We start from the raw sequence: 23,501 nt of genomic DNA, 5'->3' as shown, positions 1-23,501 counted from the left end.
AGAGCGGATAATGTCTAAACGCGTTCCCTTTACTACCGGTGATCTAGCAGATCATCAGTGGGGTATCGATGACGCCCTCACAGGCGATCCAAACACGAATATCTTGACCGGCGACGCCGGCGGCAGCCTGCTCGATTTCTCGAGAGGCGGCAACGATACCTTTACGGAAACCGCACCGTCGACCTACACCTTCTACGGTGACGCGGCTCGGAGCTTGTTCAATTTTGCTCGGGGCGGTGACGACACCTTCACCACGGGGCTTTCGTCCACCACGACGACTGCCTATGGTGACGCGGGCGACGATATGTCGGACCACAGCAAGGGCGGCAACGATACCTTCAACAGTGGATTGGCAAGGCAGGTAGTCGATACCTTCTATGGGGACGCCGGCGGCAACATGCTCGGCCATGCTCATGGGGGTGACGACACTTTCCTGACCCAAACCAAACAAGGAGCCGACCACACCTTCTACGGTGATGCAGGCGGCGAGATGTCCGATCGCAGCAAGGGCGGCAACGACACCTTCGAGGGCTCGAAAGAAGCCAATAACATTTTCTACGGTGACGCCGGCAGCAACATGTCCGGCAATGCGCGGGGCGGCGACGATAGCTTCACGGGCAAGAGCGATTCATTCAACACTTTCTACGGCGATGCCGGCGGCGACATGTCGGACGACAGTAGGGGTGGCAACGATACCTTTACGGGCCGCTCCTTTTCCACCAACACTTTCTTCGGCGACGCCGGCGGCAACATGTCTGGCCATGCTCTGGGCGGCGACGACTATTACACAGACACGTTTGGGGATCTCGGGAGCAAAACTCTCTATGGCGATGCGGGCGGCGATCTTTCCGGTTTTGCCACGGGCGGCAACGACACCTTCACGAGCGTGGGTGGGTCCCGGGTAACGTTCTACGGTGACGCGGGCGGCAGTATGTTCGACCATGCGCTTGGGGGCGATGACGTGGCCGTGCTGCAAGGCACCGCCCATAATGTGGGGTATGGCGACGCCGTGACGATGCTCGGCAACGCTGTGGGCGGCAATGACACCCTGACCGGCGGGGACAAGAGCGCCTTTCCTGACGTTCTAAACGAGTTGTCCGGCGACGCGCGCGCTATGTCCGGCTCCGCCCAGGGCGGCAATGACATTCTTACCGGGGGCCAGAACAGCGAAAGCGGCCAAGTTCGCAACTTCCTGTGCGGCGACGCTCTGCAAATGTCCGGTTCGGCTCAGGGCGGCAACGATGTCCTGTACGCAGGGAGCGCGGCACCTGGCTGCACGGTCATCAATGACATGTGGGGGGATGGACAACTGAGCGAGTTGGCTCAGGGCGGCGCAGACCAATTCATATTCAAGGACGATGGTTCAATGACGGTCGGAACCCAAAACACCATCTACGACTTCAGCCAGACCCAAGGCGACACTATCGTGTTTAGTGGCGTGGAGGGCGTGCAATCGTTCGATGATCTCACAATTGCGCAAAGTGGAACCGACACCATTATTACCGCGGGAGTCGATCAAGTTACTCTCGCAAACTTTGCGAGCCCGCTGACAACGAGTGACTTTTTGTTCGTCTGAAAGTGAAACCTTACCTGTTCGAAGTAGCTGGAATGCGGTGAGAGTTCGTTGAAGATGGTCGCGCGGCCGGTCGCCCCAATTCTGCTCGACCGGCCGATCGGCGATCCCAGCCGCAAGTATGGATCAAGCGGCCAGGAATCTCTCGGTCAATCGAGCCCAGAGCGCTGCGCCAACGGTCAAATTGCCGTCGTTGAAATCATATTTCGAGCTGTGAAGGATGGCTGAATCCTCGCCGTTGCCGAGGCGGAGGAAGCAACCGGGTTTGTGCTCGAGGAAATAGGAAAAGTCTTCGCTGCCGGGGATCAACGGGCAGACGGCCACCTTGTCGTGACCAACGAGTTCAACAGCGACGTCTGTCGCAAAGGACGTCTCGCTCTCGGAATTGACCACCACCGGGTAGCCGCGCTCGTAGTCGATCTCGACGGTTGCGCCATGCGCCTGCGCCACAAGTGCTGCGATACTGCGAATACGCTGCTCGAGCCTATCGCGAATCTCGACCGAGAAGGAGCGGACGCTGAGCGTGATCTCGGCCTGTTCGGGGATGACGTTGGAGGCCGTGCCGCCGTGAATGGTGCCGACGGTGACGACAGCCGTCTCGATCGGGTTGACGTTGCGCGACACCACCGTCTGGAGGGTCATGATGATGTTGGCGGCAGCGACGATCGGGTCGACCGTCAGGTGCGGACGCGAGGCGTGGCCGCCACGCCCGGCGATCTTGATGGTGACGGTATCGCTCGCTGCCATCAGCGGCCCCGCGCGCATCAGGAAGGAACCCGCCGGCGCGCCCGGATGGTTGTGCAGCCCGAAAATCGCATCGCAGGGAAAGCGCTCGAACAGGCCGTCGGCGATCATCGCCTGCGCCCCGCTTCCTTTGCCGGCTTCCTCGGCCGGCTGGAAGATGAGGTTCACCGTGCCGTTGAAATGGCGCGTGCGCGCCAGGTATTCGGCCGCGCCGAGCAGCATCGTGGTGTGGCCGTCATGGCCGCAGGCGTGCATCTTGCCGCTGGCTTGGCTGGCATAAGGGAGATTGGTCGCTTCGGTGATCGGCAAGGCGTCCATGTCGGCGCGGATGGCAATGCTGCGGCCGCTGCCTTGGCGCAAGCGGCCGACGACCCCGAGCCCGCCGACATTGCGTGTCACCTCATAGCCCCAGCTTTCGAGCCGTTCGGCAACGTATGCAGCCGTTTCGTGCTCCTGGAAGGAAAGCTCGGGATGCGCGTGCAGGTGCTGGCGAGCCGCAGCAAGCTCGGCGGCCTTGTCGGCGAAGTCGGAAACATCGGCGAACTGGTTGGAGGTCTTTGGCATGAGGGGTCCTTTGCCGAGCACGTAATGGCGCCGGCTTTTCTGTCAGATGAAACGGCTTAAAAAGGCCCGCGTGCGCGGGTGCCTGGGTTTGGCGAGAACCTCGTCCGGAGGCCCGGCCTCGATCACATTGCCGTCGTCCATGAACACCACCCGATCCGCCGCTTCGCGGGCGAAGCCGATCTCATGCGTGACCACGATCATGGTCAAGCCCTGCCTGGCAAGATCGCGCATGGTGGCGAGCACCTCGCCGACCAACTCCGGATCGAGCGCCGACGTCGGCTCGTCGAAGAGCATCAATTTCGGGCGGATGGCGAGCGCACGGGCGATGGCGACGCGCTGCTGCTGGCCGCCTGAAAGCTGGCGCGGATAGGCGTCGATCTTGTCGGCGAGACCGACACGGGTCAGCAGTTCGCGGGCGTAGCCGATCGCTTCCTTGCGGTTCTCCCGGTGAACGCCGACCGGAGCCTCGATGACGTTCTGAAGGGTCGTCATGTGTGGATAGAGATTGAACTGCTGGAACACCATGCCGATCTTGCGCCGCTGCGCCGCGATCGCCCGATCGGAGAGCTTGTCGAGACGGCCGTCGTGCAACCGGTAGCCGATCTGCTCGCCGTCCACCTCGATCGCCCCTTGGTCGATCGCCTCGAGATGATTGATGCATCGCAGGAAGGTCGACTTTCCGGAGCCGGACGGTCCGAGAACGACCACCACCTCGCCAGGCGCGACGTCCAGGTCGATGCCCTTCAGCACCTCGAGCGGGCCGAAGGCCTTGTGAACGTTGCGCGCCCGGACCAAGGGCGTGTCATGCGCGCTCATTGGCGGCCTCCAGGGTGGCGGTCGCCGTCTTCTCGCGGGCGCCGCGGTCGCCGCGGCTGTAATGGCGTTCGATCGCGCCCTGCGCGACATTGAGAACCGAGGTGATCAGCAGGTACCAGAGCACCGCAACCATCAGCAGCGGAATGATTTCGAAGGTGCGGTTGTAGATCGACTGCACGGAGTACAGCAGGTCGGCCATGGCGATGACGCTGACCAGCGACGTCGCCTTGATCATGCTGATCAGCTGATTGCCGGTCGGCGGCACGATCGAGCGCATCGCCTGCGGGATGATGATGCGCCGCAGGGCCCGCGCGCGGGTCATGCCGAAGGCTTCAGCCGTTTCGGCCTGCCCCTTGTCCACCGACAGCAGCCCACCACGAATGATCTCTGCCATATAGGCGGCCTCATTCAGCGCCAGACCGAGGATAGCGGCCGTCAAAGGCGTGATCAGGTCGTTGGTGTTCCAGCTCGCAAAACCGATGGAAATGCGCGGAAACAGCGTCGAAAGATTGTACCACAGGATGAGCTGCACCAGCAGCGGCGTTCCCCGGAAGAACCAGATGAACAGTCCGGATAGAAAAGATGCCAGCCTGTCTTTCGACATGCGCGCGATGGCGAGCAGCAGGCCGAGCACGATACCCAGGATCATCGCCACGACCGTCAGGCCGAGCGTTACGGAAAGCCCCTGCATGACCGTCGGATCGAAGAAATACTGGGCGACGACTGGCCAACCGAAATTCGGGTTGACCGCGACGATATAGGCGAAGCCGGCCGCCACGGCGACGGTGAACGCCCAGAGCGCCAGCCGGACAAGCGGAAACGGCCGGTGGGCTCGCTTGACATCGCGCAGAGCGTCGTCGGGACGTCGCGGCACCTCGGACGCGTAGGCAGCGGTCGCGTCGGTCATGGCAGCCTCTACTGTCCCTGGTTGATGCCGGGCGCGTCGATCATGTTCTTCTCGAGACCCCACGTCTTCATCACCGCGGCGTAGGTGCCGTTCTTCATCAGGATCTTGAACGCGTCGAGTAGTACACCGCCCAGCGGCGAGCCCTTCTTGACGACGGCGCCTTGATAGATGTCCTTGAAGCCATTGGCCTGGCCGACACCTGAAAGTTCCAGTTGGCCCTTCGCCTGCTCGACGAAATAGGTCAGTGGCGCCTGCGAGGAGAAGAATGCGTCGGAGCGCTTCGACCGGACGGCCAGTATCGAGCTCGGCTGGTCGGTGAAGGATTGCACCTCGACGGCCGGCTTGCCGCCCTCGGTGCATTTCTGCGCCTGCTGCTTGATGACCTTTTCGGCTGAGCCACCCGACATCACGGCGATGCGCTTGCCGCACGCCGTGTCGAGCGAGGTGATGCCTTGCGGATTGCCCTTCTCGACGGCGAAGACGACGTATTCGCGCACCCAATCGATGAAGTCGTTGGATTTCTGGCGGTCGGGATAGTCGCCGACAGGTCCCATCGCGAACTGATAACGGCCGGCATTGATGCCGCTCAGCAAGGCCGGCAAGCCGGCGACCGAGGCGTGATCGACTTCGACACCGAGCAGCTGGCCGATGGCGTCGGAAATGTCCCTGGTTGCCCCGGTCAGTTCGGTGCCGGTGACGATCTCATAGGGCGGGAACGAGCCGTTGTTGACGGCCGTGATCTTTCCCGCCGTGCGGATCTCTTCCGGCAGCCGGGCCCGCAAATCTTCGTTCACCGATTGCTTCTGGATATCCTGGGCGAAGCTGGCCTGCGCCAGAATGGTGACGAGCGAGGCGAATATGAAGCTGATTGTCCTCATGGCATTCTCCTTCGTGTTCTTCGTTGCGCGTTGTCAGGCTGCGGTGGCCCGCGACCTGGCATCGAAAGGAAACAAGGCTTCGGCGGAAATCGGTTCCGTCAGAATGCCCTGGGCATGTAGCTCGGTGACGAAATCCTCGATCATGCGCCGGTTGGCGGGCAGGCCGCTGGCGTTCCAGGAGGCAGGCAGGTCGCGCCCCGCATGAAGCAGCTCCTCGAGGATCCAGGGCGAGGTATCGGCATATTTTCGGCGCTTGCCCGTCCAGACGCGCTGGCTTTCGTCGATCAGCCTGGCGAGTTCCTGCGGCAGCCAGGGGTGCTCCCTGGCCAGGACGGCCTTGACGGCGACCAGATGCATGCCCGGGACATAACCGACGTCGGCGAAATAGGCGCGTTCGGCCGCGCGAAAATCGCGCAGCACTTGCCGGAAGCCGGAAGCCGGGCCGAAAAAGCCGTCCGGCATGAAGGGTGTGAAAACGGCGTCGAGCTCGCCTTGCGCCAGCAGCTCCATCATCGGGCGCTCGCCTGGCGCTGCTTCGATGCGACCCGGCCTGCCGAATCCGTCGAGGCGGTCGGCGACCGGGTGCTCGGATGTCAGCCTGCCGGCAAACCAGTAGGCGTCCTCGACGCCGACACCTTCGCGGCGAAGTGCCGCCCGCGTCCATGTGTTGCCGGAATCGCGCCAGCCGGTGACGCCGATGCGTTTGCCGGCAAGGTCGGAGAGCCGTACCAGCGGACTGTCACTGACCGTGATGATGCAGCGGTGGCGAAAGCCGCGCATGATGAAACACGGTATTCCAACCACCGTATCCCGGCCCGACGCCATGGCCGACACATAACGGCTGAATGAGACCTCCGCCGCATCGTAGTTCGGATCGGTACCGAGATCCGCGATCAGCGTGGCGACGCGGTCAACCTTCACCGACAAGCGGCTGGAGGTGACGTCACCGAGGACCAAGGGCGTGAGATAGTCCCAATCACGGGTGGCTATAGTGATGGAAACGGGCATCGGCATGAACTTCAACACTATGTTTGACCGGCGATTGGTAAATGTTTATTTTTGGCCGATCAAATGTTATTATGTTACTGAACATTAACACTGGCAGTCGTTGATTCGATGGATTTCGATGCAGGATGGTTCGCTGAACGCCTCGGCGACCGCACGACGCGCGGCATCGCGCGCGAGACCAGTGCGCTGATCAGAAGCGGCGCGCTGCCTGTCGGCGCAAAGCTTCCGCCGGTGCGCGATCTTGCCTATGTGCTCGGCGTCAGCCCGGCGACGGTCTCGCAGGCGTGGAGCGAGCTGCGGCGCTACAAGATCATCGGCGGCCGCGGGCGCAACGGCACCTGGATCATGGGCAACCGCTTTGCCGCCCGGCCCGAGCGCCACATGAGCGGCGGCAATTACGGTGCGGACATTCTGAACCTGGCGATCGCGGAGCCCGATGTGAAGCTCTTGCCGCCGCTCGACATCGCGCTGGCGCATGGCGCGCGCGCCGAAAAGCTCAACAGCTACGACCGGGTGCGCATCCTGCCCGAGCTGGAGGCCGCGGTGCGCCCGTCATGGCCGTACGATCCCGGCGCGTTCCTGGCCACCAATGGCGGTTACAACGCCATCTACACCTTGCTGCATGCGCTGGTCCCGACGGGGGCGCCGGTGGCCATCGAGAATCCGACGGCGCTTCGCCTGCTCGACATCCTCGAAGATCTCGACGTGCCGATCATCCCGGTGGACTGCGACAGTTACGGCCCCTTGCCCGACGCGCTCGCCAACGCTCTGCGGCAGCGGCCGGTCGCGTTCCTGTTCCAGCCGCGCGTCCATTCGGTGACCGGCGCCTGCATGTCGTCGGCGCGGCTGGAAGCCATCGGCGAACTGCTCGCCGGCACCGACGTGCTGATTGTCGAAGATGACGGCGTTGGCGATATTGCCGAGGCGCCGCGCATGTCGCTGGGCCGGCGTTTTCCCGATCGCGTCATCCATATCCTGTCCTATTCCAAGACCCATGGCCCGGACCTGCGGCTCGCCGTCCTGTCCGGATCGGCGACGATCGTCGAACAGATCCAGTCCTATCGCAGCTTCAGCTCGGGATGGACCAGCCGCATCCTGCAGGCCGCCACCGCCTGGCTGCTGCAAGACCCGGCCACGGCTGTCTTGGTCGAGCAGGCGAAGGAAGTGTACCACCGCCGTCGCGAACGGCTCGCCGGCGAGCTGGCGAAACGCAATGTCGGGATCGACGCCGGACACGGTCTCAGCGTCCTCATTCCGGTTGCTTCGGAACCTTACGCAATGGTCACGCTGGCTGCCCACGGCATCGCGGTCCATGCCGGGGCGAAGTTTTCGACCGGGAAGACCAGTGCCGTGCGCGTCGCGACCAGCATCTTGAGCGAGGAGCACCTCGAGCACGTCGCAAATTCCCTGGCGCTGGCGGCCGACCCGGCGCGGGACGTTGTGTGAGGCAAGGCAATCGTCGTTCGGACTCCCTACTCCGCCGCCACGCCCTTCACTTCGAGATAGCTCTCCATCGAATCGTCCATCGCCTGCAGCCAGGGCGTATGGTGCAGCGGCGCCATCGTGCCGGTCATCAGCGAGCGATAGGAATGGTCGCGGAAGCCCATGATGTCTTCCGCCTTGTGGTGCTCCCACTCCATGAAGGTCTGATTGACAGCCTCGACATCGAAGCCGGGATAGTCGGTCTGCTCCATCAACTCCCTGGTGTAGTCGCCCTGGAACCAGATCATCTGCTCGGCGTCTTCCAGCGTTTCCTCGCGTGCCCGCCACTTTTTGCCGTGCTCGGCCATCGCATCGGCCGAGGGCAGTTTGATGCGGCCCATGATGACGTCGCGGGCGAACCAGGCCTGCGCGTCGAACATGTTGAAGGTGTAGAACTGGTCCTGCATGCCGATATAGGACAGCTTCGGGTTTTTCTCCCAGACGACGCCCTCGTAGAGCCCGTCCGGCCACATGCGGTTGGCGGTCTTCAGCTTCAGGTCTTCGGTCAGGAACGGGAAGGAGTGGAGATAGCCGGTGCACAGGATGATGGCGTCAACGTCTTTGGTGCTGCCGTCCTTGAAATGCGCGGTCTTGCCGACGACTTTCTGCAGCAGCGGCACTTCCTTCCAGTTCTCCGGCCATCTGAAGCCCATCGGCTTCGAGCGGTAGCTCGAGGTGATCGATCTGGCGCCGTATTTGTAGCATTGCGAGCCGATGTCCTCGGCCGAATAGGAGCGGCCGATGATCAAAATGTCCTTGCCCTTGAATTCCATCGCGTCGCGGAAGTCATGGCTGTGCAGGATACGGCCGTTGAAGGTCGAAAAGCCCTCGAAATAAGGAACGTTGGGCACGGAGAAATGCCCCGAAGCGACGACGACATTGTCGAACTCTTCCGAGTAGGTGACGTCGTTGGTGCGGTCATGCGCGGTGACGGTGAACTTCTTCGTCGCATCGGAAAAGGTGACCATGCGCACCGGGCTGTTGAAGCGCACCCATTGGCGCACGCCGGATTTTTCGACACGGCCCTTGATGTAGTCCCACAGCACGGCACGCGGCGGATAGGAGCCGATCGGCCGGCCGAAATGCTCCTCGAACGTATAGTCGGCGAATTCGAGGCATTCCTTCGGGCCGTTCGACCAGAGATAGCGGTACATCGAGCCGTGCACCGGGTCGCCGTGCTCGTCGAGGCCGGTGCGCCAGGTGTAGTTCCACAGGCCGCCCCAGTCGGACTGCTTTTCGAAGCAGACGATCTCGGGAATGTCGGCGCCCTTGTCGGCGGCCGACTTGAAGGCCCGGAGCTGGGCCATGCCGGACGGCCCGGCTCCGATGACGGCAACACGATCTTTCATTTCGGGCCTCCCGATCTCATTTCTCTAACGAAACAAATTTCACTGACAGGACAGTAATTACCCCTTCGATGCTGTCAACAGGCCTTGTCGCGAAACCCTCGTTTCACCACGCTGGATTTCCAAGCGACGCGGTAGCTCGCGCGAAATCCGGTCATTGCGCAATTCGACAGGGGTGGCTTGCCGTAAGAGTTGCGCTTCTGTATCGGCACCGAATATGTTCACCGTGAGTGAAATGAATCGGCAAGGTCCGGGGTGGCGAAATGGCGAAAAAAGCGACCAGTCTAAAGCCTGCGGCAGCCGCCGCGGGCAAAGCCAAGCCGTCGGTTGCTGTAATCGATCCGCGCAAGATGCGCGCGCCGCTCACCCAGAACCCGCACGCCATTCGCGACACTCGCGAAAAAGTGCTGGAGGTCGCGATCGGCCGCGAGGTGCGGGCATTCCGCAAGAAGCTCGGCATCACCGTCGCCGATCTGGCGGCCGCCACCGACATTTCGCTTGGCATGCTGTCGAAGATCGAGAACGGCATCACCTCGCCGTCGCTGACCACGTTGCAGGCGCTGTCGCGGGCACTCGGCGTTCCCGTCACCGCATTCTTCCGCCGCTTCGAGGAAGAGCGCAGCGCCGTCTTTGTCAAGGCCGGGGAAGGCCTCGACGTCGAGCGCCGCGGCACGCGCGCCGGCCACCAGTACAATCTGCTCGGCCATATCGGTTCCAACACCAGCGGCGTCGTCGTCGAACCCTATCTGATCACACTGACCGAGGATTCCGACGTGTTTCCGACCTTCCAGCACGAAGGCATGGAATTCCTCTACATGCTGGAAGGCGAAGTCGTTTACCGGCACGGGAGCAATCTCTACCCTATGAAGCCCGGCGACAGCCTGTTCTTCGACGCCGATGCGCCGCACGGGCCGGAAGTGCTGACCGTTCTGCCGATGCGCTATTTGTCGATCATTTGCTACCCGCAGAGCGCGGGGTGAGCGGGAGGCAAGCGACCCCCTCACCCGGATTGCCAACCGAATTGTGAAGGACAATTCGGGGCAATCCGACCTCTCCCCGAGGGGAGAGGAGATTGGCAGCGCCGGCGCTAGCCTCTTCTCCCCAGCGGGGAGAAGGTGGCCGCGAAGCGGCCGGATGAGGGGACTTGCTTAATCCGGCCCAAACCCCGGCGACATCGCACTGCCGTCATCCAACTTCGACAGCCATTCGACCAGCGTCGCGCGGTAGCGCGTCAGGCCCTTGTAGTTGGCGAGCTCGTCGGGCAGGTCGCGGATGACGCGGTGCAGGCGCCTTGCCCATTTCGGCTGCGTCACCAGCTCGTCCATCTTGATCAGATAGCAGCGGATCGGAAAGACGATCGCGTTCGAGCGCGGCAGCCGCCAGAAGCTCTGCAGCTCGACGCGCAGATGGACCTTGTCGCCGACATTTTCCGGCGTCACCGTGGCGCGGTCCGGACCCCATTTGTGGTAATTTTCCGGGCTGGTATCGAGGCGCGGATTGATGGTCATCGTCCAGTTCAGCCGGCGCGCCGGCTTACCCTGCTGGATATTGGTGAGGAACTTCAGCGCCCGGACGAATATGCCCTTCTCATGCGCCAGCGGCACCGGCCCGTGCCATTCGAAGAAGTTCATGCCGATGTCGAAATCGAGCGACCAGTCGGCCTGGGTGGTGACCATGCCGGCATCCATCCACAGATTGCCGTCGCGCTGGTCGAGGATGCAGAAATCGCCCTGGCTCTGGCGGGTGATGTATTCCATCGGCCCATAGGGCAGCGTCGAGACGTCACCGAAGGTGAAGCTGTCGTCGATGCCGAGCGGCCGGTTGATCCAGCGCCAGCGGTCGCCGTCGCGGGCCAGGGTGAAATGCTCGGGATAGCCCAGCGCCTGCTGCTCCATCAAAAGCTCAAGCAGATCCCAGCCGGCCAGCGTCATGTGCGGCAGCGATTGGCAGCGCAGCGGATCCTCGGCCAGCACCAAAGCGCGGTCCTGCATCTCGGCGACATAGTGCTCGTCGACGTCGATCAAATTCTGCAGCACGCTGCCCTTCGGCCCGACGACATGCGGCTCGATGTTGACCGCATACATGTAGCTGTCTTCGTGGAACGGGAACGGGAACCGCCTGATGTGCTCGGGGCTGTTCCTGAAGGTGAAGTCGTCGCGAAAGGTTTCCTTGCGAAAGGTGATGCCCAAGCTCGCCTCCTATCTTTCCAGCACCAGCGACCGGCCCTCGAAGCGCGAGACGCAGGGCATGATCTTGCAGCCCGAACGGTGGTCTTCCTCGCTCAGCCAGTGGTCGTTGTGGATGAATTTACCGTCATGCGAAATGACGTTGGTCTCGCACTGGCCGCAGACGCCGCCGCGGCAGAGATAGGGCGGATCGACGCCGGCCGCCTCGATCGCCTCGAGCAGGCTCTGCTGCTCGTCGACACTGATGGTCTTGTCGCTGAGCGCCAGCGTCACGTCGAAGGGCGCGCCGGGCTGCGGGGCCGCGAAATGCTCGAAATGCACGGTCTCGGGAGGCCAGCCGAGGGCGGCGGCACGCTCGCGCACCCAGCCGATCATGCCGGACGGGCCGCAGACATAGAGGTGCGTGCCGAGTGGCTGCGACGACAACAGCCGGTCGAGATCGACGCGCTCGTCGCGGTCGTCGTGATAGAGCCTGACCCGGCGATCGTAGCGCTCCTTGAGCAGGTCGGCATAGGTGCCGAGCGAGGCGGTGCGGCAGGTGTAATGCAACTCGAAATTGCCGCCTTCCGCCGCCAGCTGCGCGGTCTGCGCCATGAACGGGGTGATGCCGATGCCGCCGGCCAGCATCAGATGCTTCCTGGCGCGCAGATCGAGCGAGAACAGGTTGACGGGATAGCTGACCACCATCTCGGTGCCGGGCCTGACCTGCCTGTGCATGAACAGCGAGCCGCCGCGGCCGGCGTCGTCGCGGCGAACCGAGATGGTGTATTCGCGGGTATCGAGCGGCGAGCCCATCAGCGAATAGGGATTGAGCCTGGTGCGTTCGCCATCGCGCATCTCGACGACGACATGGGCGCCGCCGGAAAAGGTCGGCAAGAGCTCGCCGTCGCGCCTGCGGAAGTGAAAGCGCGTCACCAACTCGTTGACCGGAACGACATCGCTGACGATGACGTCGAGCTTGGTGGTGCCGGTGCTCATCGAAAGACCTCCTCCGTCGGAGGAATTTCACTGCGGTCCTCGGCGTTGATGCAGACGCCCTGAAAGGCGGCGAGCCGCCGCGAATAGTGATCGCGCACCAGAAGCAGCAGGCCGCAATGCGAACAGGTCGCCGGCTGCGTCGTGACATTCTCGGTGATGCCCTTGCAGTGGACGCACTGCATGCGGCGCGCCAGCGAGCCGCGATGCTCGGTCTGGATCGAGGTGTGGTCGATGCCGGCTTCGAGCGCCGCCTGCATGGCCTGGCCGATCAGCCCTTCGGTGCCGGCAAGGTAGAGCCTGAGTCCCATATGCGCGTTTGCCAGCGTCTGCTTCAGCCGCGGCAAAGCGCTGGCAAAGGAATGGCCGAGGTAGAACTGCGCCGGCTTCAGCGCTTCGAGCACATCGGCATATTTGCTGTCGCGGCCGGGAATGAAAATGATGTGGGCGCCGCCGAAGAAATCCGCCGGTGCCTTGGCGGCCAGATCGGCAATGGCCAGCGCTCCCTCTGCATCCGCTATGAAAAGATGATGCTTGCCGGGCTGCGGAGACAGGGTCCCATAGACCGGCCGGCTGATGATGCTTTTCGCTGCCATACCCGCAGTATGCCTCAGCCTTTCGCCGTGCGCTTGGTCTTCTTCGGATCGTCGAACGGAAGCGGCTCGGCGGTTGCGCTGATGGCGCCGCTCTTGTTGCGGATCTCGAGCCTGGTGCCTTGTACCGCGCAGTCGACGTCGAGCCGGGCGATGCCCATCGATTTTTTGACCAGCGGCGAATACATGGCGCAGGTCACCACGCCGACTTTTTTGCCGTCGCGATAGACTGGCGCGCCCTCGTCGGCCGGCTCCTTGCCTTCGAGCAGCACGCCGAAGATCTTGAAGCGCTCCTTGCCCTTGAGGCGATAATGCTCCTCGGCGCCGCGAAAGCCTGTCTTGCCGGGGCTGACGGTGAAATCGAGGCCGAGCTCCCACAGCGTGTCGCCGGGGCCTTCGTTCTCGAACGGGTATTTCTGCGAATTGTCGTAGGGGTAAAACAGCAGGTAGCTCTCGACGCGCAGCATGTCGAGCGTGGTGAAGCGGCACGGGATGATGCCGGCGCTCTTGCCCTCGTCGAGGATCCTGTCCCAGATCGTGCCGGCGTCCTGGCCACGGCAGAAGATCTCGTAGCCGCGCTCGCCGGTGTAGCCAGTGCGCGAGATCATCACCGGCAAGCCGAACAGCTGCGTCTGCATGTGATGGAAATAGTTGAGGTCGCGAATGCCCGGCACATGCTTTGCCAGATAGTCGACGGCGGTCGGGCCTTGCAGCGAAAGGTCGTGCAGATTGTCATCGAAGCGCAGCGACACGTCACGACCGACCGAAGCGCGCTGCAGCTCTTCATGGCCGGTGCCCGAGCCATGCACCACCATCCAGGAATTCGGGCCGGTGCGGTAGAGGATGCAGTCGTCGGTGAACTTGCCGGCCTCGTTCAGCATGCAGGCATAGGCCGACTTGCCGGGATAGATCTTTTCGACGTCGCGCGTCGTCGCCAGGTCGATCAGGTGCGAGGCGTGCGGCCCGGTGATGTGGACCTTCTTCAAGCCGGACACGTCCATCAGGCCGGCCTTGGTGCGGATGGCGATATACTCTTCGTCGGCGTCCTTGTCGTAGGTCCACGCGGTGCCCATGCCGCTCCAGTCTTCGAGCTTCGAGCCGAGCGCGCGATGGCGGTCCGCAAGGGCCGAAAATCTCCAGGATGCCGTCATCCGCTGGTCCTCCGTTCGAAAAAACTTCTTGCTTTCCCCTGCTCCCTGGCGGGAGCGTTGCCCGAATATTGATCGCAAACGCCGAGAGCCTGCAATACCCGCAAGCAAATAATTTCATTGTCAGGCAAAATCCGGCTGGTCAAACAAACAGTTAACGTTGCGTAAAATCGTCTTGACAATTGCGGAGTTCGGCTTGAAGTTATGAAAAAAATTTCACTCTCTTGAAAGAGAGCGATGGAGGGGAACCGATGTCCGACATGCAGCAGCGCATTGAAGCCCTGTACCGTTCCGACCTTCGTGGATCGGTGCTCCTGATCGTCTGTCTGTGGGCGACGATCCTCTTCGTCCTCTTCATGACATGGCCGTACATCCCCGACGCAGGCATCAAGCTAGTCGTCGCGGTCGCTGCCGCCGCGGTGCTGATCTTCAACACGGCCGCCATCCTGGCGATGGTCAACCACTACAAGGAAGACAAGGACTTCATCTACGGCCTCGACATCAAGAATGCCGACGCTTACCGCAACCGCAAGTCCTGAGGGGGAGACGCATGGCCCGCTACACACCGCCCGAACAGAGCAAGGCCGGACAGGTTTTCGATATCGCCGTCGTCGTGGTCGCGATTTTTGTCGCGCTGTGGCTGCCGCTGAAACTGGGGCTGGCAGGGGCGGCAAAATCCATCGACGCGCTCGACGCCAAGACGTGGGAAGCGCTCGGCCAGAACCCGACCATGGCCTCGATCTGGGAAAAGCTCGGCTACACGCCGGAAACCGCGCACGACATCATCCAGAACCGGTTCCACTACATCATCGACTGGCCGACGCTGATCATCATGGCCGCAGTGCTGATCGGCTATTTCATCTTTCTGTTCCGCGCATCGGACCGCGAATACCGCGACGTCATCAACGAAAAATTCGACGACAAATAAACCGGGAAGCATCGTCATGTGGGTGGCACTATCTTACGCATGCTGGGGCATCTCGATCGTGCTCGCGCTGTGGATGCTCTACGACTGGTTCAAGATCGACACGACATTTTCCGAAGACGTGCTGACCTCGTCCAGGGAAGGCGAACTTGAAGCCGTGTCCGAAAAACACCGGATCTGAGTAGGGGATTGAACGATGACGGTCACGCTTGAACCGGCAGTGCAAGTGCAAGGCGACAGGGTTTCGCTGCTCAGGGTGCTCGGCCCCGCCCATGTCTGGGCACTCGGCGTCGGCATTGTTCTGGTCGGAGAATTCACCGGCTGGAATTTCGCGGCGGACAAGGGCGGCGCGCTGGCGGCGCTGATCGTCTGCTGGATCGTCGGCCTGCTCTACACCTCGGTCGCCATGATCGATTCCGAAGTCACCTCAACGGTTGCCGCCGCCGGCGGCCAATATGCGCAGGCAAAGCACATTGTCGGGCCGCTGATGGCCTTCAACGTCGCGCTGTTCCTGGTCTTTGCCTACACCATGCTCGAAGTGTCGGACGCTATCCTGCTCGGCGACACGATCGTCGCCAAGGCCGGCGTCGAAGGCCTCAACCACAATTCCTTCATCGCCGCGACCATCGTCGTGCTGGCATGGCTGAACTATCGCGGCGTGCTGATGACGCTCAACGTAAACTTCGTCATCACCGCCATCGCCTATGTCTCGATCGTCATCCTGTTCTTCTCGGTCAGCCCGTGGACGCAAGGCGCCGTGCTCAAGCTGAACGAGCTGGTCACCCCCGGCAACGCCCTGCCCTATGGCTGGATCGGCGTCATCGCCGCCTTCCAGTTCGGCATCTGGTACTATCTCGGCATCGAGGGCACCACGCAGGCCGCCGAGGAAGTTCGCTCGCCGGCGCGCTCGCTGCCTTACGGCACGATGGCCGGCATGATTACGCTTTTGATCGCCGCCGCCATGACCTGGTATGTCTGCGCCTCGCTGATGCCCTGGGAATATCTCGGCATCACCTATTATCCGCTCTGGGACGCAGGCAAGCTGACCGGCAGCCCGCTGCTGGAGAACCTGTTGTTCATCGCGACGCTGCTTGCTGCACTTGCTTCGGCCAATGGCTGCATCAACGACGCCGCGCGCGCCTGGTTCTCGCTCGGCCGCGACCGCTATCTGCCGACCTGGTTCTCGGCGGTGCATCCGAAATACCGCACGCCCTATCGCTCGATCCTGTTCCTGCTGCCGATCGCGCTGGCCTTTGCCTTCATCGCCGACCTCAACCAGGCGATCACCTTCTCGATCCTGTCGGGCGTGCTGCAATACACCTTCATGAGCATCAACATCATCATGTTCAGGAAGAAGTGGCCGCTCGGCTCGATCCGCCGCGGCTACACCCATCCCTTCCATCCGCTGCCGGCGATCGTGCTGTTCTGCCTTTGCGTGGTCACCTTCTTTGCGATCTTCCTCGGCTTCGGCTCGCAGCTGATCGCCATGGTCGCCTTCTACTTCCTGATCTCGCTATGGTTCCATTTCTACCGCTACAGATTCGTGCGCCGCGGTGCCCAGTTCACCATGCCGTGGCCGAAACCACAGGGGTACTGACAGGAGGGCGCGCCCTGTCTGGGCGGGCATTTGCGTGACGAGGTGCGTTAGGTGATCTCAGCATTGCTCGCCGGGGCGGTTGCCCTGGCTCTCGTCCTCCACATGACCTGGTTTGCGCGCGCCAACCGCAACAAGGCTTCGACCGCACTTGCCGCCGACGAAGCGGGACTTCGCGAAATCATTCCCGACGTGGCCAATGTCTCGGACGGCACCGCCGGCGTCGTCACCTTCGCCGGCTCGTGGAACGGCCGGCGGGTGCAGGTACGGACCATCGTTGACACGCTGGCGATCAGGAAGCTGCCAGCGCGCTGGCTGAGCGTTTCGATCAACGAAAAAGTCGCGGTGCCAGGCACTTTCGACATGATGATGCGGCCAGGATCGCCGACGACTTTTTCCAATTTCGATCATCTCGACCATACACTGCCGAAGGCGGCGGAATTTCCAGCCGAAGCGGTGCTGCGGAGCGACCGCAAGGGCGTGCGCTTCCCTGACGCCATTATCACCGACCACCTCGATGTCTTTGTCGAGGGGCGCGCCAAGGAATTGCTGATCACGCCGAACGGCGTGCGCATCGTCTGGCTGCTGGCCGAGGCCGAGCGGGCGCGCTATGGCGTGTTCCGGCAAGCCGAATTCGGCACGGTCAGGCTCGATCCGGCGCTGGTCGAGAGGCTGCTGTCGTCGGCGTCGGCACTGCGCGATGCCATCAATCAAAGCGAACGGCAAGCGGCATGAGCAGGCAGAGCACCACCTCCCCCGCGCCACCGAACCCGTATCTGGTTCTCGGCGCCGCGATCGTCTTGCCGGCGAGCGGGCATGTCGTGCTAGGTGTGCCGGTGCGCGGCCTGCAGTTCCTGTTTTTCATGGTGATCCTGGCCTGGGTCACCGCCAAGATCGCGCCGCCGGATGCCAGCTTCATCGGCCGGCATGCCGGCGGCTTCCTGATCTATGCCCTGTCGATCCTGGATGCCTACAAGATCGCCCGCGTCCGCCATGCCAAATGGGTTCACAATGGCGGCAAGCGCAGCGATAGTGCGGCCGGCAGCGCCTGAGCCGATATATAACGACAGGAAAATTTTTTTCATACTAATTGAATTCCCGGGACTCATTCGATACATCTCCAAGGGAACAAATCTCGGAGCCTGACATGTGCGGAATCGTCGGACTGTTTTTGAAGGACAAGTCGCTTGAGCCCCAGCTTGGCGCGATGCTGTCGGAGATGCTGATCTCGCTCAGCGATCGCGGTCCCGACAGCGCCGGCATCGCCATCTATGGCGCGTCTTCCAATGAAGCCAAGATCACCATCCAGTCGGCCAAGCCGGAGCGCGATTTCCGCGGCCTCGACGCCGACCTCGCCAAGGCGATCGGCGCGCCGGTGAGCTTGGCTGCGAAGTCGACGCATGCGGTGGTCAGGACGACGCCTGCCAAGATCGACGAAGCGCGCGAGGCGATCCAGGCGCTGCGCCCCGACATCCGCATCATGGGCGCCGGCGACGTCGTCGAGATCTACAAGGAAGTCGGCTTGCCGGAAGCGGTCGTCGATCGGTTCGGCGTCCGCGAGATGACCGGCACGCACGGCATCGGCCATACCCGCATGGCGACCGAATCGGCGGTGACGACGATGGGCGCGCATCCGTTCTCGACCGGCGCCGACCAGTGCCTGGTGCATAATGGCTCGCTGTCCAACCACAACAATGTCCGCCGCGAGCTGATCCGCGAAGGCATGACATTCGAGACCGAGAACGACACCGAAGTCGCGGCCGCCTATCTCTCCTCGCAGATGGCGCATGGCAAGAACCTCGGCGAGGCGCTGGAAGGCACGCTGAGCGACCTCGACGGCTTCTTCACCTTCGTCGTCGGCACCAAGAATGGCTTCGGCGTGGTGCGCGATCCGATCGCCTGCAAGCCCGCCGTGATGGCCGAAACCGACCAGTATGTCGCCTTCGGCTCGGAATATCGTGCGCTGACCAAACTGCCCGGCATAGACAATGCGAAGGTCTGGGAACCCGAGCCCGCAACCGTCTATTTCTGGGAGCATTGATCTTATGCCGGCAATTAACCTCTCCAAGGCCGCGCGCGAGCCGGGCCAGGCATCGAGGGTCTTCGACCTGGCCGAAATGTCGCTGCGCGAGCTCAACCAGGCGCTGCACGATCTGGCTCCCGGTTCGAACGAGACCGCCTGGGAGGTACTGCATCCGCGCGGCAGCCATTCGGTCGCCGTCGGCGTCGACCAGCCGGTCGCCATCGATGTCCGCGGCAGCGTCGGCTATTATTGCGGCGGCATGAACGACGGCGGCACCATCACCGTGCATGGTTCGGCCGGGCCCGGCGTTGGCGAAAACATGATGTCCGGCCAGATCGTCGTCAAAGGCGATGCCAGCCAGTATGCCGGCGCCACCGGCCGGGGCGGGCTGCTGGTCATCGAAGGCAATGCGTCGTCGCGCTGCGGAATCTCGATGAAAGGCATCGACATCGTCGTCCACGGCAATATCGGCCACATGTCGGCCTTCATGGCGCAATCCGGCAACCTCGTGGTGCTGGGCGATGCCGGCGATGCGCTCGGCGATTCCATCTACGAGGCGCGGCTCTTCGTGCGCGGCAAGGTCGAAAGCCTCGGCGCCGACTGCATCGCCAAGGAGATGCGGCCCGAACACCTGGAATTGCTGCAAAACCTGCTCGACCGTGCCGGCGTGACCGGCGTCAAGGCGGCGGAGTTCAAGCGCTACGGTTCGGCGCGCACGCTTTACAATTTCAATATCGACAACGCCGATGCGTATTGAGGCAGCATGACCTATCGCAACCCGCCGACGACGCCGCGCAAATCCGCGACCTTCGACGACTATACGCTTTCCGAGATCCGCCGCGCCGCGGCGACCGGCATCTATGATATCAGGGGCGCCGGCGCCAAGCGCAAGCTTCCGCATTTCGACGACCTTCTGTTCCTCGGCGCTTCGATCTCGCGCTATCCGCTCGAAGGCTATCGCGAGCGCTGCGACACCAGCGTCGTGCTCGGTTCGCGCTATGCGAAGAAACCGATCGAGCTGAAGATCCCGATCACCATTGCTGGCATGAGCTTCGGCTCGCTGTCCGGTCCGGCCAAGGAAGCGCTCGGCCGCGGGGCGACGCTGTCCGGCACCTCGACCACCACCGGCGACGGCGGCATGACCGAGGAAGAGCGCGGCCATTCGAAGACGCTGGTTTACCAGTACCTGCCGTCGCGCTACGGCATGAACCCCCGCGATCTGCGCCGCGCCGATGCGATCGAGGTGGTCGTCGGCCAGGGCGCCAAGCCCGGGGGCGGCGGCATGCTGCTCGGCCAGAAGATTTCCGACCGCGTTGCCGAAATGCGCACGCTGCCGAAAGGCATCGACCAGCGCTCGGCCTCGCGCCACCCCGACTGGACCGGGCCGGACGACCTCGAGATCAAGATCCTCGAACTGCGCGAAATCACCGATTGGGAAAAGCCGATCTACGTCAAGGTCGGCGGCGCGCGGCCCTATTATGATACCGCGCTTGCCGTGAAATCGGGCGCCGATGTCGTCGTCGTCGACGGCATGCAGGGCGGCACGGCGGCAACCCAGGAAGTGTTCATCGAAAATGTCGGCCAGCCGACGCTTGCCTGCATCAGGCCGGCTGTGCAGGCGCTGCAGGATCTCGGCATGCACCGCAAGGTGCAGCTGATCGTCTCCGGCGGCATACGCAACGGCGCCGACGTCGCCAAGGCGCTGGCGCTCGGCGTTGACGCGGTGTCGATCGGCACGGCAGCGCTTGTCGCGCTCGGCGACAATGACCCGCGCTGGGAAGCGGAATACAACGAGCTCGGCACCACCGCCGGCGCCTATGACGACTGGCATGAGGGACGCGACCCGGCCGGCATCACCACGCAGGATCCCGAGCTAATGAAACGGGTCGATCCGATTGCGGCCGGACGACGGCTGGCGAACTATCTTAAGGTAATGACACTTGAGGCTCAGACAATCGCCCGCGCCTGCGGCAAGAACAGCCTGCACAATCTCGAGCCCGAGGATCTTGTCGCCTTGACGATCGAAGCCGCCGCCATGGCCGGCGTGCCGCTGACCGGCACCAACTGGATACCGGGCAAGAACGGCTTCTAAGACAAACCAAAATGCCAGTAAGCGAGGAATTATAATGGGGAACGATCTCGCCGCCTTCGCCAAGGAGAAGGGCGTCAAATATTTCATGATATCCTACACCGACCTGTTCGGCGGGCAGCGTGCCAAGCTGGTGCCGTCGCAGGCGATCGCCGACATGCAGCGGGACGGCGCCGGCTTTGCCGGCTTTGCTACCTGGCTCGACCTGACGCCGGCGCATCCCGACATGCTGGCCGTGCCGGATCCGGATTCGGTGATCCAGTTGCCGTGGAAGCCCGAAGTCGCCTGGGTCGCCGCCAACTGCATGATGGACGACAAATCGGTCGAGCAGGCGCCGCGCAACACGCTGAAGCGGCTGATCGCCGAGGCCGCCGGCGACGGCATGCACATCAAGACCGGCGTCGAGGCCGAGTTCTTCCTGATCTCGCCGGACGGCAAGACGATTTCCGACGAATACGACACGGCGTCGAAGCCCTGCTACGACCAGCAGGCGGTGATGCGCCGCTACGACGTCATCGCCGAGATCTGCGACCATATGCTGGCGCTCGGCTGGGGCGCCTACCAGAACGACCATGAGGACGCCAACGGCCAGTTCGAGATGAACTGGGCCTTCGACGATGCTCTGGCGACCGCCGACAAGCATTCCTTCTTCAAATTCATGGTGAAATCCGTTGCCGAAAAGCACGGGCTGCGCGCGACCTTCATGCCGAAGCCGTTCCAGGGCCTGACCGGCAATGGCTGCCATGCCCACATCTCGGTTTGGGACAGGGACGGCAAGACCAATGTCTTTGCCGATAATGCGATGGAACTCGGCCTGTCGGCCAAGGGCAGGAATTTCCTCGGCGGCATCATGAAACATGCTTCCGCGCTTGCCGCCATCACCAACCCGACGGTCAATTCCTACAAGCGCATCAACGCACCGCGCACCATCTCCGGCGCCACCTGGGCGCCGAACACCGTGACCTGGACCGGCAACAACCGCACCCACATGGTGCGCGTGCCCGGCCCCGGCCGCTTCGAGCTGCGCCTGCCCGACGGCGCGGCAAACCCCTATCTGCTGCAGGCCGTGATCATCGCCGCCGGGCTCGACGGTGTCCGCTCGAAGGCCGATCCCGGCCGGCGCTACGACATCGACATGTACCAGTTCGGCCATACGGTCGAAGGGGCGCCGAAGCTGCCGCTCAACCTGCTCGACGCATTGCGCGAGTTCGACAACGACAAATCGCTCAAGGCGGCGCTGGGTGAGGAATTCTCGTCGGCCTATCTAAAGCTCAAGCAACAGGAATGGAATTCCTATGCTTCCCACTTCACCCAGTGGGAGCGCGACCACACGCTCGACATCTGATCCGGAATTGTTGCACGCCCGGCGCGAAACAGGTTCATGAAATACTCGATCTTCTCCCTCGCCCGGGCGGCATTTTCCGGCCATAAGAACTGGCAGCGTACCTGGCGCGACGCCAGCCCGAAGAGCCACTACGACGTGGTGATTATCGGCGGCGGCGGCCATGGACTGGCGACGGCATGGTTCCTCGCCAGCGAGTACGGCATCAGGAATGTCGCGGTGCTGGAAAAAGGCTGGATCGGCTCCGGCAATGCCGGCCGCAACACCACCATCATCCGCTCCAATTACGGGCTGCCCGGCAATACCGGCTTCTACGAGCTGTCGATGAAGCTGTGGGAACGGATGGAGCAGGACCTCAACTACAACACCATGGTCAGCCAGCGCGGCGTCATCAATCTCTACCATTCCGACGCGCAGCGCGACGCCTACGCACGGCGCGGCAACACCATGCGCATCAACGGCATCGATGCCGAACTGCTCGATCTGACGGCGGTCAGGAAGATGATGCCGTTCCTGAACTTCGACAACGCACGTTTCCCGGTGCAGGGCGGCCTCTTGCAGCGACGCGGCGGCACGGCACGACACGATGCGGTGGTCTGGGGCTACGCGCATGCGGCGAGCGCGCTCGGCGTCGACATCATCCAGAATTGCGAAGTGACCGGCTTTATCCGCGACGGCAGCGGCAAGGTGACCGGCGTCGAGACGAGCCGCGGCAGGATCGGCGCGGCCAAGGTCGGCATGGCGGTCGCCGGCTCCTCGTCGCGCGTCGCGGCGATGGCCGGCATGCGGCTGCCGATCGAAAGCCATGTGCTGCAGGCCTTCGTCTCCGAGGCGATCAAGCCGCTGATCCCCAATGTCATGACGTTCGGCGCCGGGCATTTCTACGTCAGCCAGTCCGACAAGGGCGGCCTGGTCTTCGGCGGCGATATAGACGGCTACAATTCCTACGCCCAGCGCGGCAATCTGCCTGTCATGGAAGACGTCTGCGAAGGCGGCATGGCGCTGATGCCGATGATCGGCCGGATACGGCTTCTGCGTCAGTGGGGCGGCATCATGGACATGTCGATGGACGGCTCGCCGATCATCGACAAAACACCGGTCGACGGGCTCTATCTCAACGCCGGCTGGTGCTATGGCGGCTTCAAGGCGACGCCCGGCTCCGGCCTGGTCTTTGCCCATCTGCTGGCGCGCGACGAGCCGCACAAGGAGGCTACTCGCTTTCGTCTCGACCGCTTCCGGCGAGGTGCGATGATCGACGAAAAGGGCCAGGGCGCCCAACCGAACCTGCATTGAAGGCTGGCTGAAGAA

At 62.8% G+C, this 23,501-nt stretch carries 24 protein-coding genes; 14 read left to right on the top strand and 10 right to left on the bottom strand.

Annotated features, from left to right (window positions below; all coding sequences use genetic code 11):
* Nucleotides 1-10: 10 nt before the first annotated feature.
* Complete coding sequence (locus NKH05_RS01810; protein WP_352484106.1) at nucleotides 11-1,576, top strand: hypothetical protein; 1,566 nt, start codon at nucleotides 11-13, stop codon at nucleotides 1,574-1,576.
* A gap of 123 nt (nucleotides 1,577-1,699) precedes the next feature.
* Here NKH05_RS01810 and NKH05_RS01805 read toward each other — a convergent pair whose 3' ends face one another.
* The 5 genes from NKH05_RS01805 to NKH05_RS01785 are packed head-to-tail and all read right to left on the bottom strand — an operon-like array spanning nucleotide 1,700 to nucleotide 6,490.
* Complete coding sequence (locus tag NKH05_RS01805; protein WP_352484107.1) at nucleotides 1,700-2,881, bottom strand: M20 aminoacylase family protein; 1,182 nt, start codon at nucleotides 2,879-2,881, stop codon at nucleotides 1,700-1,702.
* A gap of 42 nt (nucleotides 2,882-2,923) precedes the next feature.
* A complete protein-coding gene (locus tag NKH05_RS01800) occupies nucleotides 2,924-3,697 on the bottom strand; it encodes an amino acid ABC transporter ATP-binding protein (protein WP_352484108.1) in 774 nt (257 codons plus the stop codon).
* Nucleotides 3,684-4,604, bottom strand: a complete 921-nt coding sequence (locus tag NKH05_RS01795; RefSeq protein WP_352484109.1) for an amino acid ABC transporter permease — start codon at nucleotides 4,602-4,604, stop codon at nucleotides 3,684-3,686. Before NKH05_RS01795 ends, NKH05_RS01800 begins: the two co-directional genes overlap by 14 nt.
* An 8-nt stretch (nucleotides 4,605-4,612) precedes the next feature.
* Nucleotides 4,613-5,482: an ABC transporter substrate-binding protein gene (locus NKH05_RS01790; protein ID WP_352484110.1), complete on the bottom strand. Its 870-nt coding sequence runs from the start codon at nucleotides 5,480-5,482 to the stop codon at nucleotides 4,613-4,615.
* A 33-nt stretch (nucleotides 5,483-5,515) separates the two neighbouring features.
* The gene (locus tag NKH05_RS01785) at nucleotides 5,516-6,490 is read right to left on the bottom strand and encodes a substrate-binding domain-containing protein (RefSeq protein WP_352484111.1); all 975 of its coding nucleotides are present in this window, start codon (nucleotides 6,488-6,490) and stop codon (nucleotides 5,516-5,518) included.
* Nucleotides 6,491-6,598: 108 nt separating this feature from the next.
* On the opposite strand from NKH05_RS01785, the gene NKH05_RS01780 reads away from it, so the two are divergent.
* A complete protein-coding gene (locus tag NKH05_RS01780; RefSeq protein WP_352548728.1) occupies nucleotides 6,599-7,936 on the top strand; it encodes an aminotransferase-like domain-containing protein in 1,338 nt (445 codons plus the stop codon).
* A 26-nt stretch (nucleotides 7,937-7,962) separates the two neighbouring features.
* On the opposite strand, the gene NKH05_RS01775 is transcribed toward NKH05_RS01780, so the two are convergent.
* The gene (locus tag NKH05_RS01775) at nucleotides 7,963-9,321 is read right to left on the bottom strand and encodes a trimethylamine monooxygenase (protein WP_352484113.1); all 1,359 of its coding nucleotides are present in this window, start codon (nucleotides 9,319-9,321) and stop codon (nucleotides 7,963-7,965) included.
* A gap of 260 nt (nucleotides 9,322-9,581) precedes the next feature.
* Here NKH05_RS01775 and NKH05_RS01770 point away from each other — a divergent pair, with 260 nt between their 5' ends.
* A complete protein-coding gene (locus NKH05_RS01770; protein WP_023716777.1) occupies nucleotides 9,582-10,298 on the top strand; it encodes a helix-turn-helix domain-containing protein in 717 nt (238 codons plus the stop codon).
* 168 nt (nucleotides 10,299-10,466) lie between these two features.
* On the opposite strand, the gene NKH05_RS01765 is transcribed toward NKH05_RS01770, so the two are convergent.
* The 4 genes from NKH05_RS01765 to NKH05_RS01750 are packed head-to-tail and all read right to left on the bottom strand — an operon-like array spanning nucleotide 10,467 to nucleotide 14,223.
* Nucleotides 10,467-11,507, bottom strand: coding sequence for a heme-dependent oxidative N-demethylase family protein (locus NKH05_RS01765; protein WP_353024949.1), 1,041 nt, complete (start codon nucleotides 11,505-11,507; stop codon nucleotides 10,467-10,469).
* Nucleotides 11,508-11,516: 9 nt separating this feature from the next.
* Nucleotides 11,517-12,482: a PDR/VanB family oxidoreductase gene (locus tag NKH05_RS01760; protein ID WP_023716774.1), complete on the bottom strand. Its 966-nt coding sequence runs from the start codon at nucleotides 12,480-12,482 to the stop codon at nucleotides 11,517-11,519.
* Complete coding sequence (locus NKH05_RS01755) at nucleotides 12,479-13,075, bottom strand: dimethylamine monooxygenase subunit DmmA family protein (RefSeq protein ID WP_023716773.1); 597 nt, start codon at nucleotides 13,073-13,075, stop codon at nucleotides 12,479-12,481. The genes NKH05_RS01760 and NKH05_RS01755 overlap by 4 nt, the downstream gene beginning before the upstream one ends.
* A 14-nt stretch (nucleotides 13,076-13,089) precedes the next feature.
* Nucleotides 13,090-14,223, bottom strand: a complete 1,134-nt coding sequence (locus NKH05_RS01750; RefSeq protein ID WP_023716772.1) for an aminomethyl transferase family protein — start codon at nucleotides 14,221-14,223, stop codon at nucleotides 13,090-13,092.
* 248 nt (nucleotides 14,224-14,471) lie between these two features.
* Here NKH05_RS01750 and NKH05_RS01745 point away from each other — a divergent pair, with 248 nt between their 5' ends.
* From NKH05_RS01745 to NKH05_RS01695, 11 genes are all read left to right on the top strand, one after another.
* Entirely contained in the window at nucleotides 14,472-14,759 is a 288-nt protein-coding gene (locus NKH05_RS01745; RefSeq protein ID WP_023716771.1) for a hypothetical protein, read from the top strand.
* An 11-nt stretch (nucleotides 14,760-14,770) separates the two neighbouring features.
* Entirely contained in the window at nucleotides 14,771-15,148 is a 378-nt protein-coding gene (locus tag NKH05_RS01740) for a hypothetical protein (RefSeq protein ID WP_023716770.1), read from the top strand.
* A gap of 16 nt (nucleotides 15,149-15,164) precedes the next feature.
* Nucleotides 15,165-15,326 carry a hypothetical protein gene (locus tag NKH05_RS01735; protein ID WP_023716769.1) on the top strand — a complete coding sequence of 54 codons (162 nt, stop codon included), beginning with the start codon at nucleotides 15,165-15,167 and terminating at the stop codon, nucleotides 15,324-15,326.
* A 15-nt stretch (nucleotides 15,327-15,341) separates the two neighbouring features.
* The gene (locus NKH05_RS01730) at nucleotides 15,342-16,742 is read left to right on the top strand and encodes an APC family permease (RefSeq protein WP_031193329.1); all 1,401 of its coding nucleotides are present in this window, start codon (nucleotides 15,342-15,344) and stop codon (nucleotides 16,740-16,742) included.
* 102 nt (nucleotides 16,743-16,844) lie between these two features.
* Nucleotides 16,845-17,474 (top strand): hypothetical protein, encoded by a 630-nt coding sequence (locus tag NKH05_RS01725; RefSeq protein WP_051409557.1) that lies wholly within the window; start codon nucleotides 16,845-16,847, stop codon nucleotides 17,472-17,474.
* Entirely contained in the window at nucleotides 17,471-17,791 is a 321-nt protein-coding gene (locus NKH05_RS01720) for a hypothetical protein (protein WP_031193328.1), read from the top strand. Before NKH05_RS01725 ends, NKH05_RS01720 begins: the two co-directional genes overlap by 4 nt.
* A gap of 95 nt (nucleotides 17,792-17,886) precedes the next feature.
* Nucleotides 17,887-18,780 carry a class II glutamine amidotransferase gene (locus NKH05_RS01715; RefSeq protein ID WP_023716765.1) on the top strand — a complete coding sequence of 298 codons (894 nt, stop codon included), beginning with the start codon at nucleotides 17,887-17,889 and terminating at the stop codon, nucleotides 18,778-18,780.
* 4 nt (nucleotides 18,781-18,784) lie between these two features.
* Nucleotides 18,785-19,519, top strand: coding sequence for a GltB/FmdC/FwdC-like GXGXG domain-containing protein (locus NKH05_RS01710; RefSeq protein ID WP_023716764.1), 735 nt, complete (start codon nucleotides 18,785-18,787; stop codon nucleotides 19,517-19,519).
* A gap of 6 nt (nucleotides 19,520-19,525) precedes the next feature.
* A complete protein-coding gene (locus NKH05_RS01705) occupies nucleotides 19,526-20,854 on the top strand; it encodes an FMN-binding glutamate synthase family protein (protein WP_023716763.1) in 1,329 nt (442 codons plus the stop codon).
* 34 nt (nucleotides 20,855-20,888) lie between these two features.
* Nucleotides 20,889-22,196 carry a type III glutamate--ammonia ligase gene (gene glnT / locus NKH05_RS01700; protein WP_023716762.1) on the top strand — a complete coding sequence of 436 codons (1,308 nt, stop codon included), beginning with the start codon at nucleotides 20,889-20,891 and terminating at the stop codon, nucleotides 22,194-22,196.
* A 36-nt stretch (nucleotides 22,197-22,232) separates the two neighbouring features.
* Nucleotides 22,233-23,486: a sarcosine oxidase subunit beta family protein gene (locus NKH05_RS01695; RefSeq protein WP_023716761.1), complete on the top strand. Its 1,254-nt coding sequence runs from the start codon at nucleotides 22,233-22,235 to the stop codon at nucleotides 23,484-23,486.
* Nucleotides 23,487-23,501 lie beyond the last annotated feature (15 nt).

Origin of the sequence: Mesorhizobium sp. M1399 (assembly GCF_040317735.1) — a bacterium.
Lineage (GTDB): Bacteria > Pseudomonadota > Alphaproteobacteria > Rhizobiales > Rhizobiaceae > Mesorhizobium.
This window is presented reverse-complemented; position numbering and strand designations above follow the sequence as displayed.

Bases quoted from the DNA above. Each gene is read 5' to 3' on its own strand.
- glnT (WP_023716762.1), top strand. From the start codon at position 20,889: ATGGGGAACGATCTCGCCGCCTTCGCCAAGGAGAAGGGCGTCAAATAT.
- NKH05_RS01725 (WP_051409557.1), top strand. From the start codon at position 16,845: ATGACCTGGTTTGCGCGCGCCAACCGCAACAAGGCTTCGACCGCACTT.
- NKH05_RS01770 (WP_023716777.1), top strand. From the start codon at position 9,582: ATGGCGAAAAAAGCGACCAGTCTAAAGCCTGCGGCAGCCGCCGCGGGC.
- NKH05_RS01810 (WP_352484106.1), top strand. From the start codon at position 11: ATGTCTAAACGCGTTCCCTTTACTACCGGTGATCTAGCAGATCATCAG.
- NKH05_RS01715 (WP_023716765.1), top strand. From the start codon at position 17,887: ATGTGCGGAATCGTCGGACTGTTTTTGAAGGACAAGTCGCTTGAGCCC.
- NKH05_RS01750 (WP_023716772.1), bottom strand. From the start codon at position 14,223: ATGACGGCATCCTGGAGATTTTCGGCCCTTGCGGACCGCCATCGCGCG.
- NKH05_RS01795 (WP_352484109.1), bottom strand. From the start codon at position 4,604: ATGACCGACGCGACCGCTGCCTACGCGTCCGAGGTGCCGCGACGTCCC.
- NKH05_RS01760 (WP_023716774.1), bottom strand. From the start codon at position 12,482: ATGAGCACCGGCACCACCAAGCTCGACGTCATCGTCAGCGATGTCGTT.
- NKH05_RS01695 (WP_023716761.1), top strand. From the start codon at position 22,233: ATGAAATACTCGATCTTCTCCCTCGCCCGGGCGGCATTTTCCGGCCAT.
- NKH05_RS01735 (WP_023716769.1), top strand. From the start codon at position 15,165: ATGTGGGTGGCACTATCTTACGCATGCTGGGGCATCTCGATCGTGCTC.
- NKH05_RS01790 (WP_352484110.1), bottom strand. From the start codon at position 5,482: ATGAGGACAATCAGCTTCATATTCGCCTCGCTCGTCACCATTCTGGCG.
- NKH05_RS01720 (WP_031193328.1), top strand. From the start codon at position 17,471: ATGAGCAGGCAGAGCACCACCTCCCCCGCGCCACCGAACCCGTATCTG.
- NKH05_RS01730 (WP_031193329.1), top strand. From the start codon at position 15,342: ATGACGGTCACGCTTGAACCGGCAGTGCAAGTGCAAGGCGACAGGGTT.
- NKH05_RS01805 (WP_352484107.1), bottom strand. From the start codon at position 2,881: ATGCCAAAGACCTCCAACCAGTTCGCCGATGTTTCCGACTTCGCCGAC.
- NKH05_RS01710 (WP_023716764.1), top strand. From the start codon at position 18,785: ATGCCGGCAATTAACCTCTCCAAGGCCGCGCGCGAGCCGGGCCAGGCA.
- NKH05_RS01775 (WP_352484113.1), bottom strand. From the start codon at position 9,321: ATGAAAGATCGTGTTGCCGTCATCGGAGCCGGGCCGTCCGGCATGGCC.
- NKH05_RS01780 (WP_352548728.1), top strand. From the start codon at position 6,599: ATGGATTTCGATGCAGGATGGTTCGCTGAACGCCTCGGCGACCGCACG.
- NKH05_RS01755 (WP_023716773.1), bottom strand. From the start codon at position 13,075: ATGGCAGCGAAAAGCATCATCAGCCGGCCGGTCTATGGGACCCTGTCT.
- NKH05_RS01705 (WP_023716763.1), top strand. From the start codon at position 19,526: ATGACCTATCGCAACCCGCCGACGACGCCGCGCAAATCCGCGACCTTC.
- NKH05_RS01785 (WP_352484111.1), bottom strand. From the start codon at position 6,490: ATGCCCGTTTCCATCACTATAGCCACCCGTGATTGGGACTATCTCACG.
- NKH05_RS01800 (WP_352484108.1), bottom strand. From the start codon at position 3,697: ATGAGCGCGCATGACACGCCCTTGGTCCGGGCGCGCAACGTTCACAAG.
- NKH05_RS01740 (WP_023716770.1), top strand. From the start codon at position 14,771: ATGGCCCGCTACACACCGCCCGAACAGAGCAAGGCCGGACAGGTTTTC.
- NKH05_RS01745 (WP_023716771.1), top strand. From the start codon at position 14,472: ATGTCCGACATGCAGCAGCGCATTGAAGCCCTGTACCGTTCCGACCTT.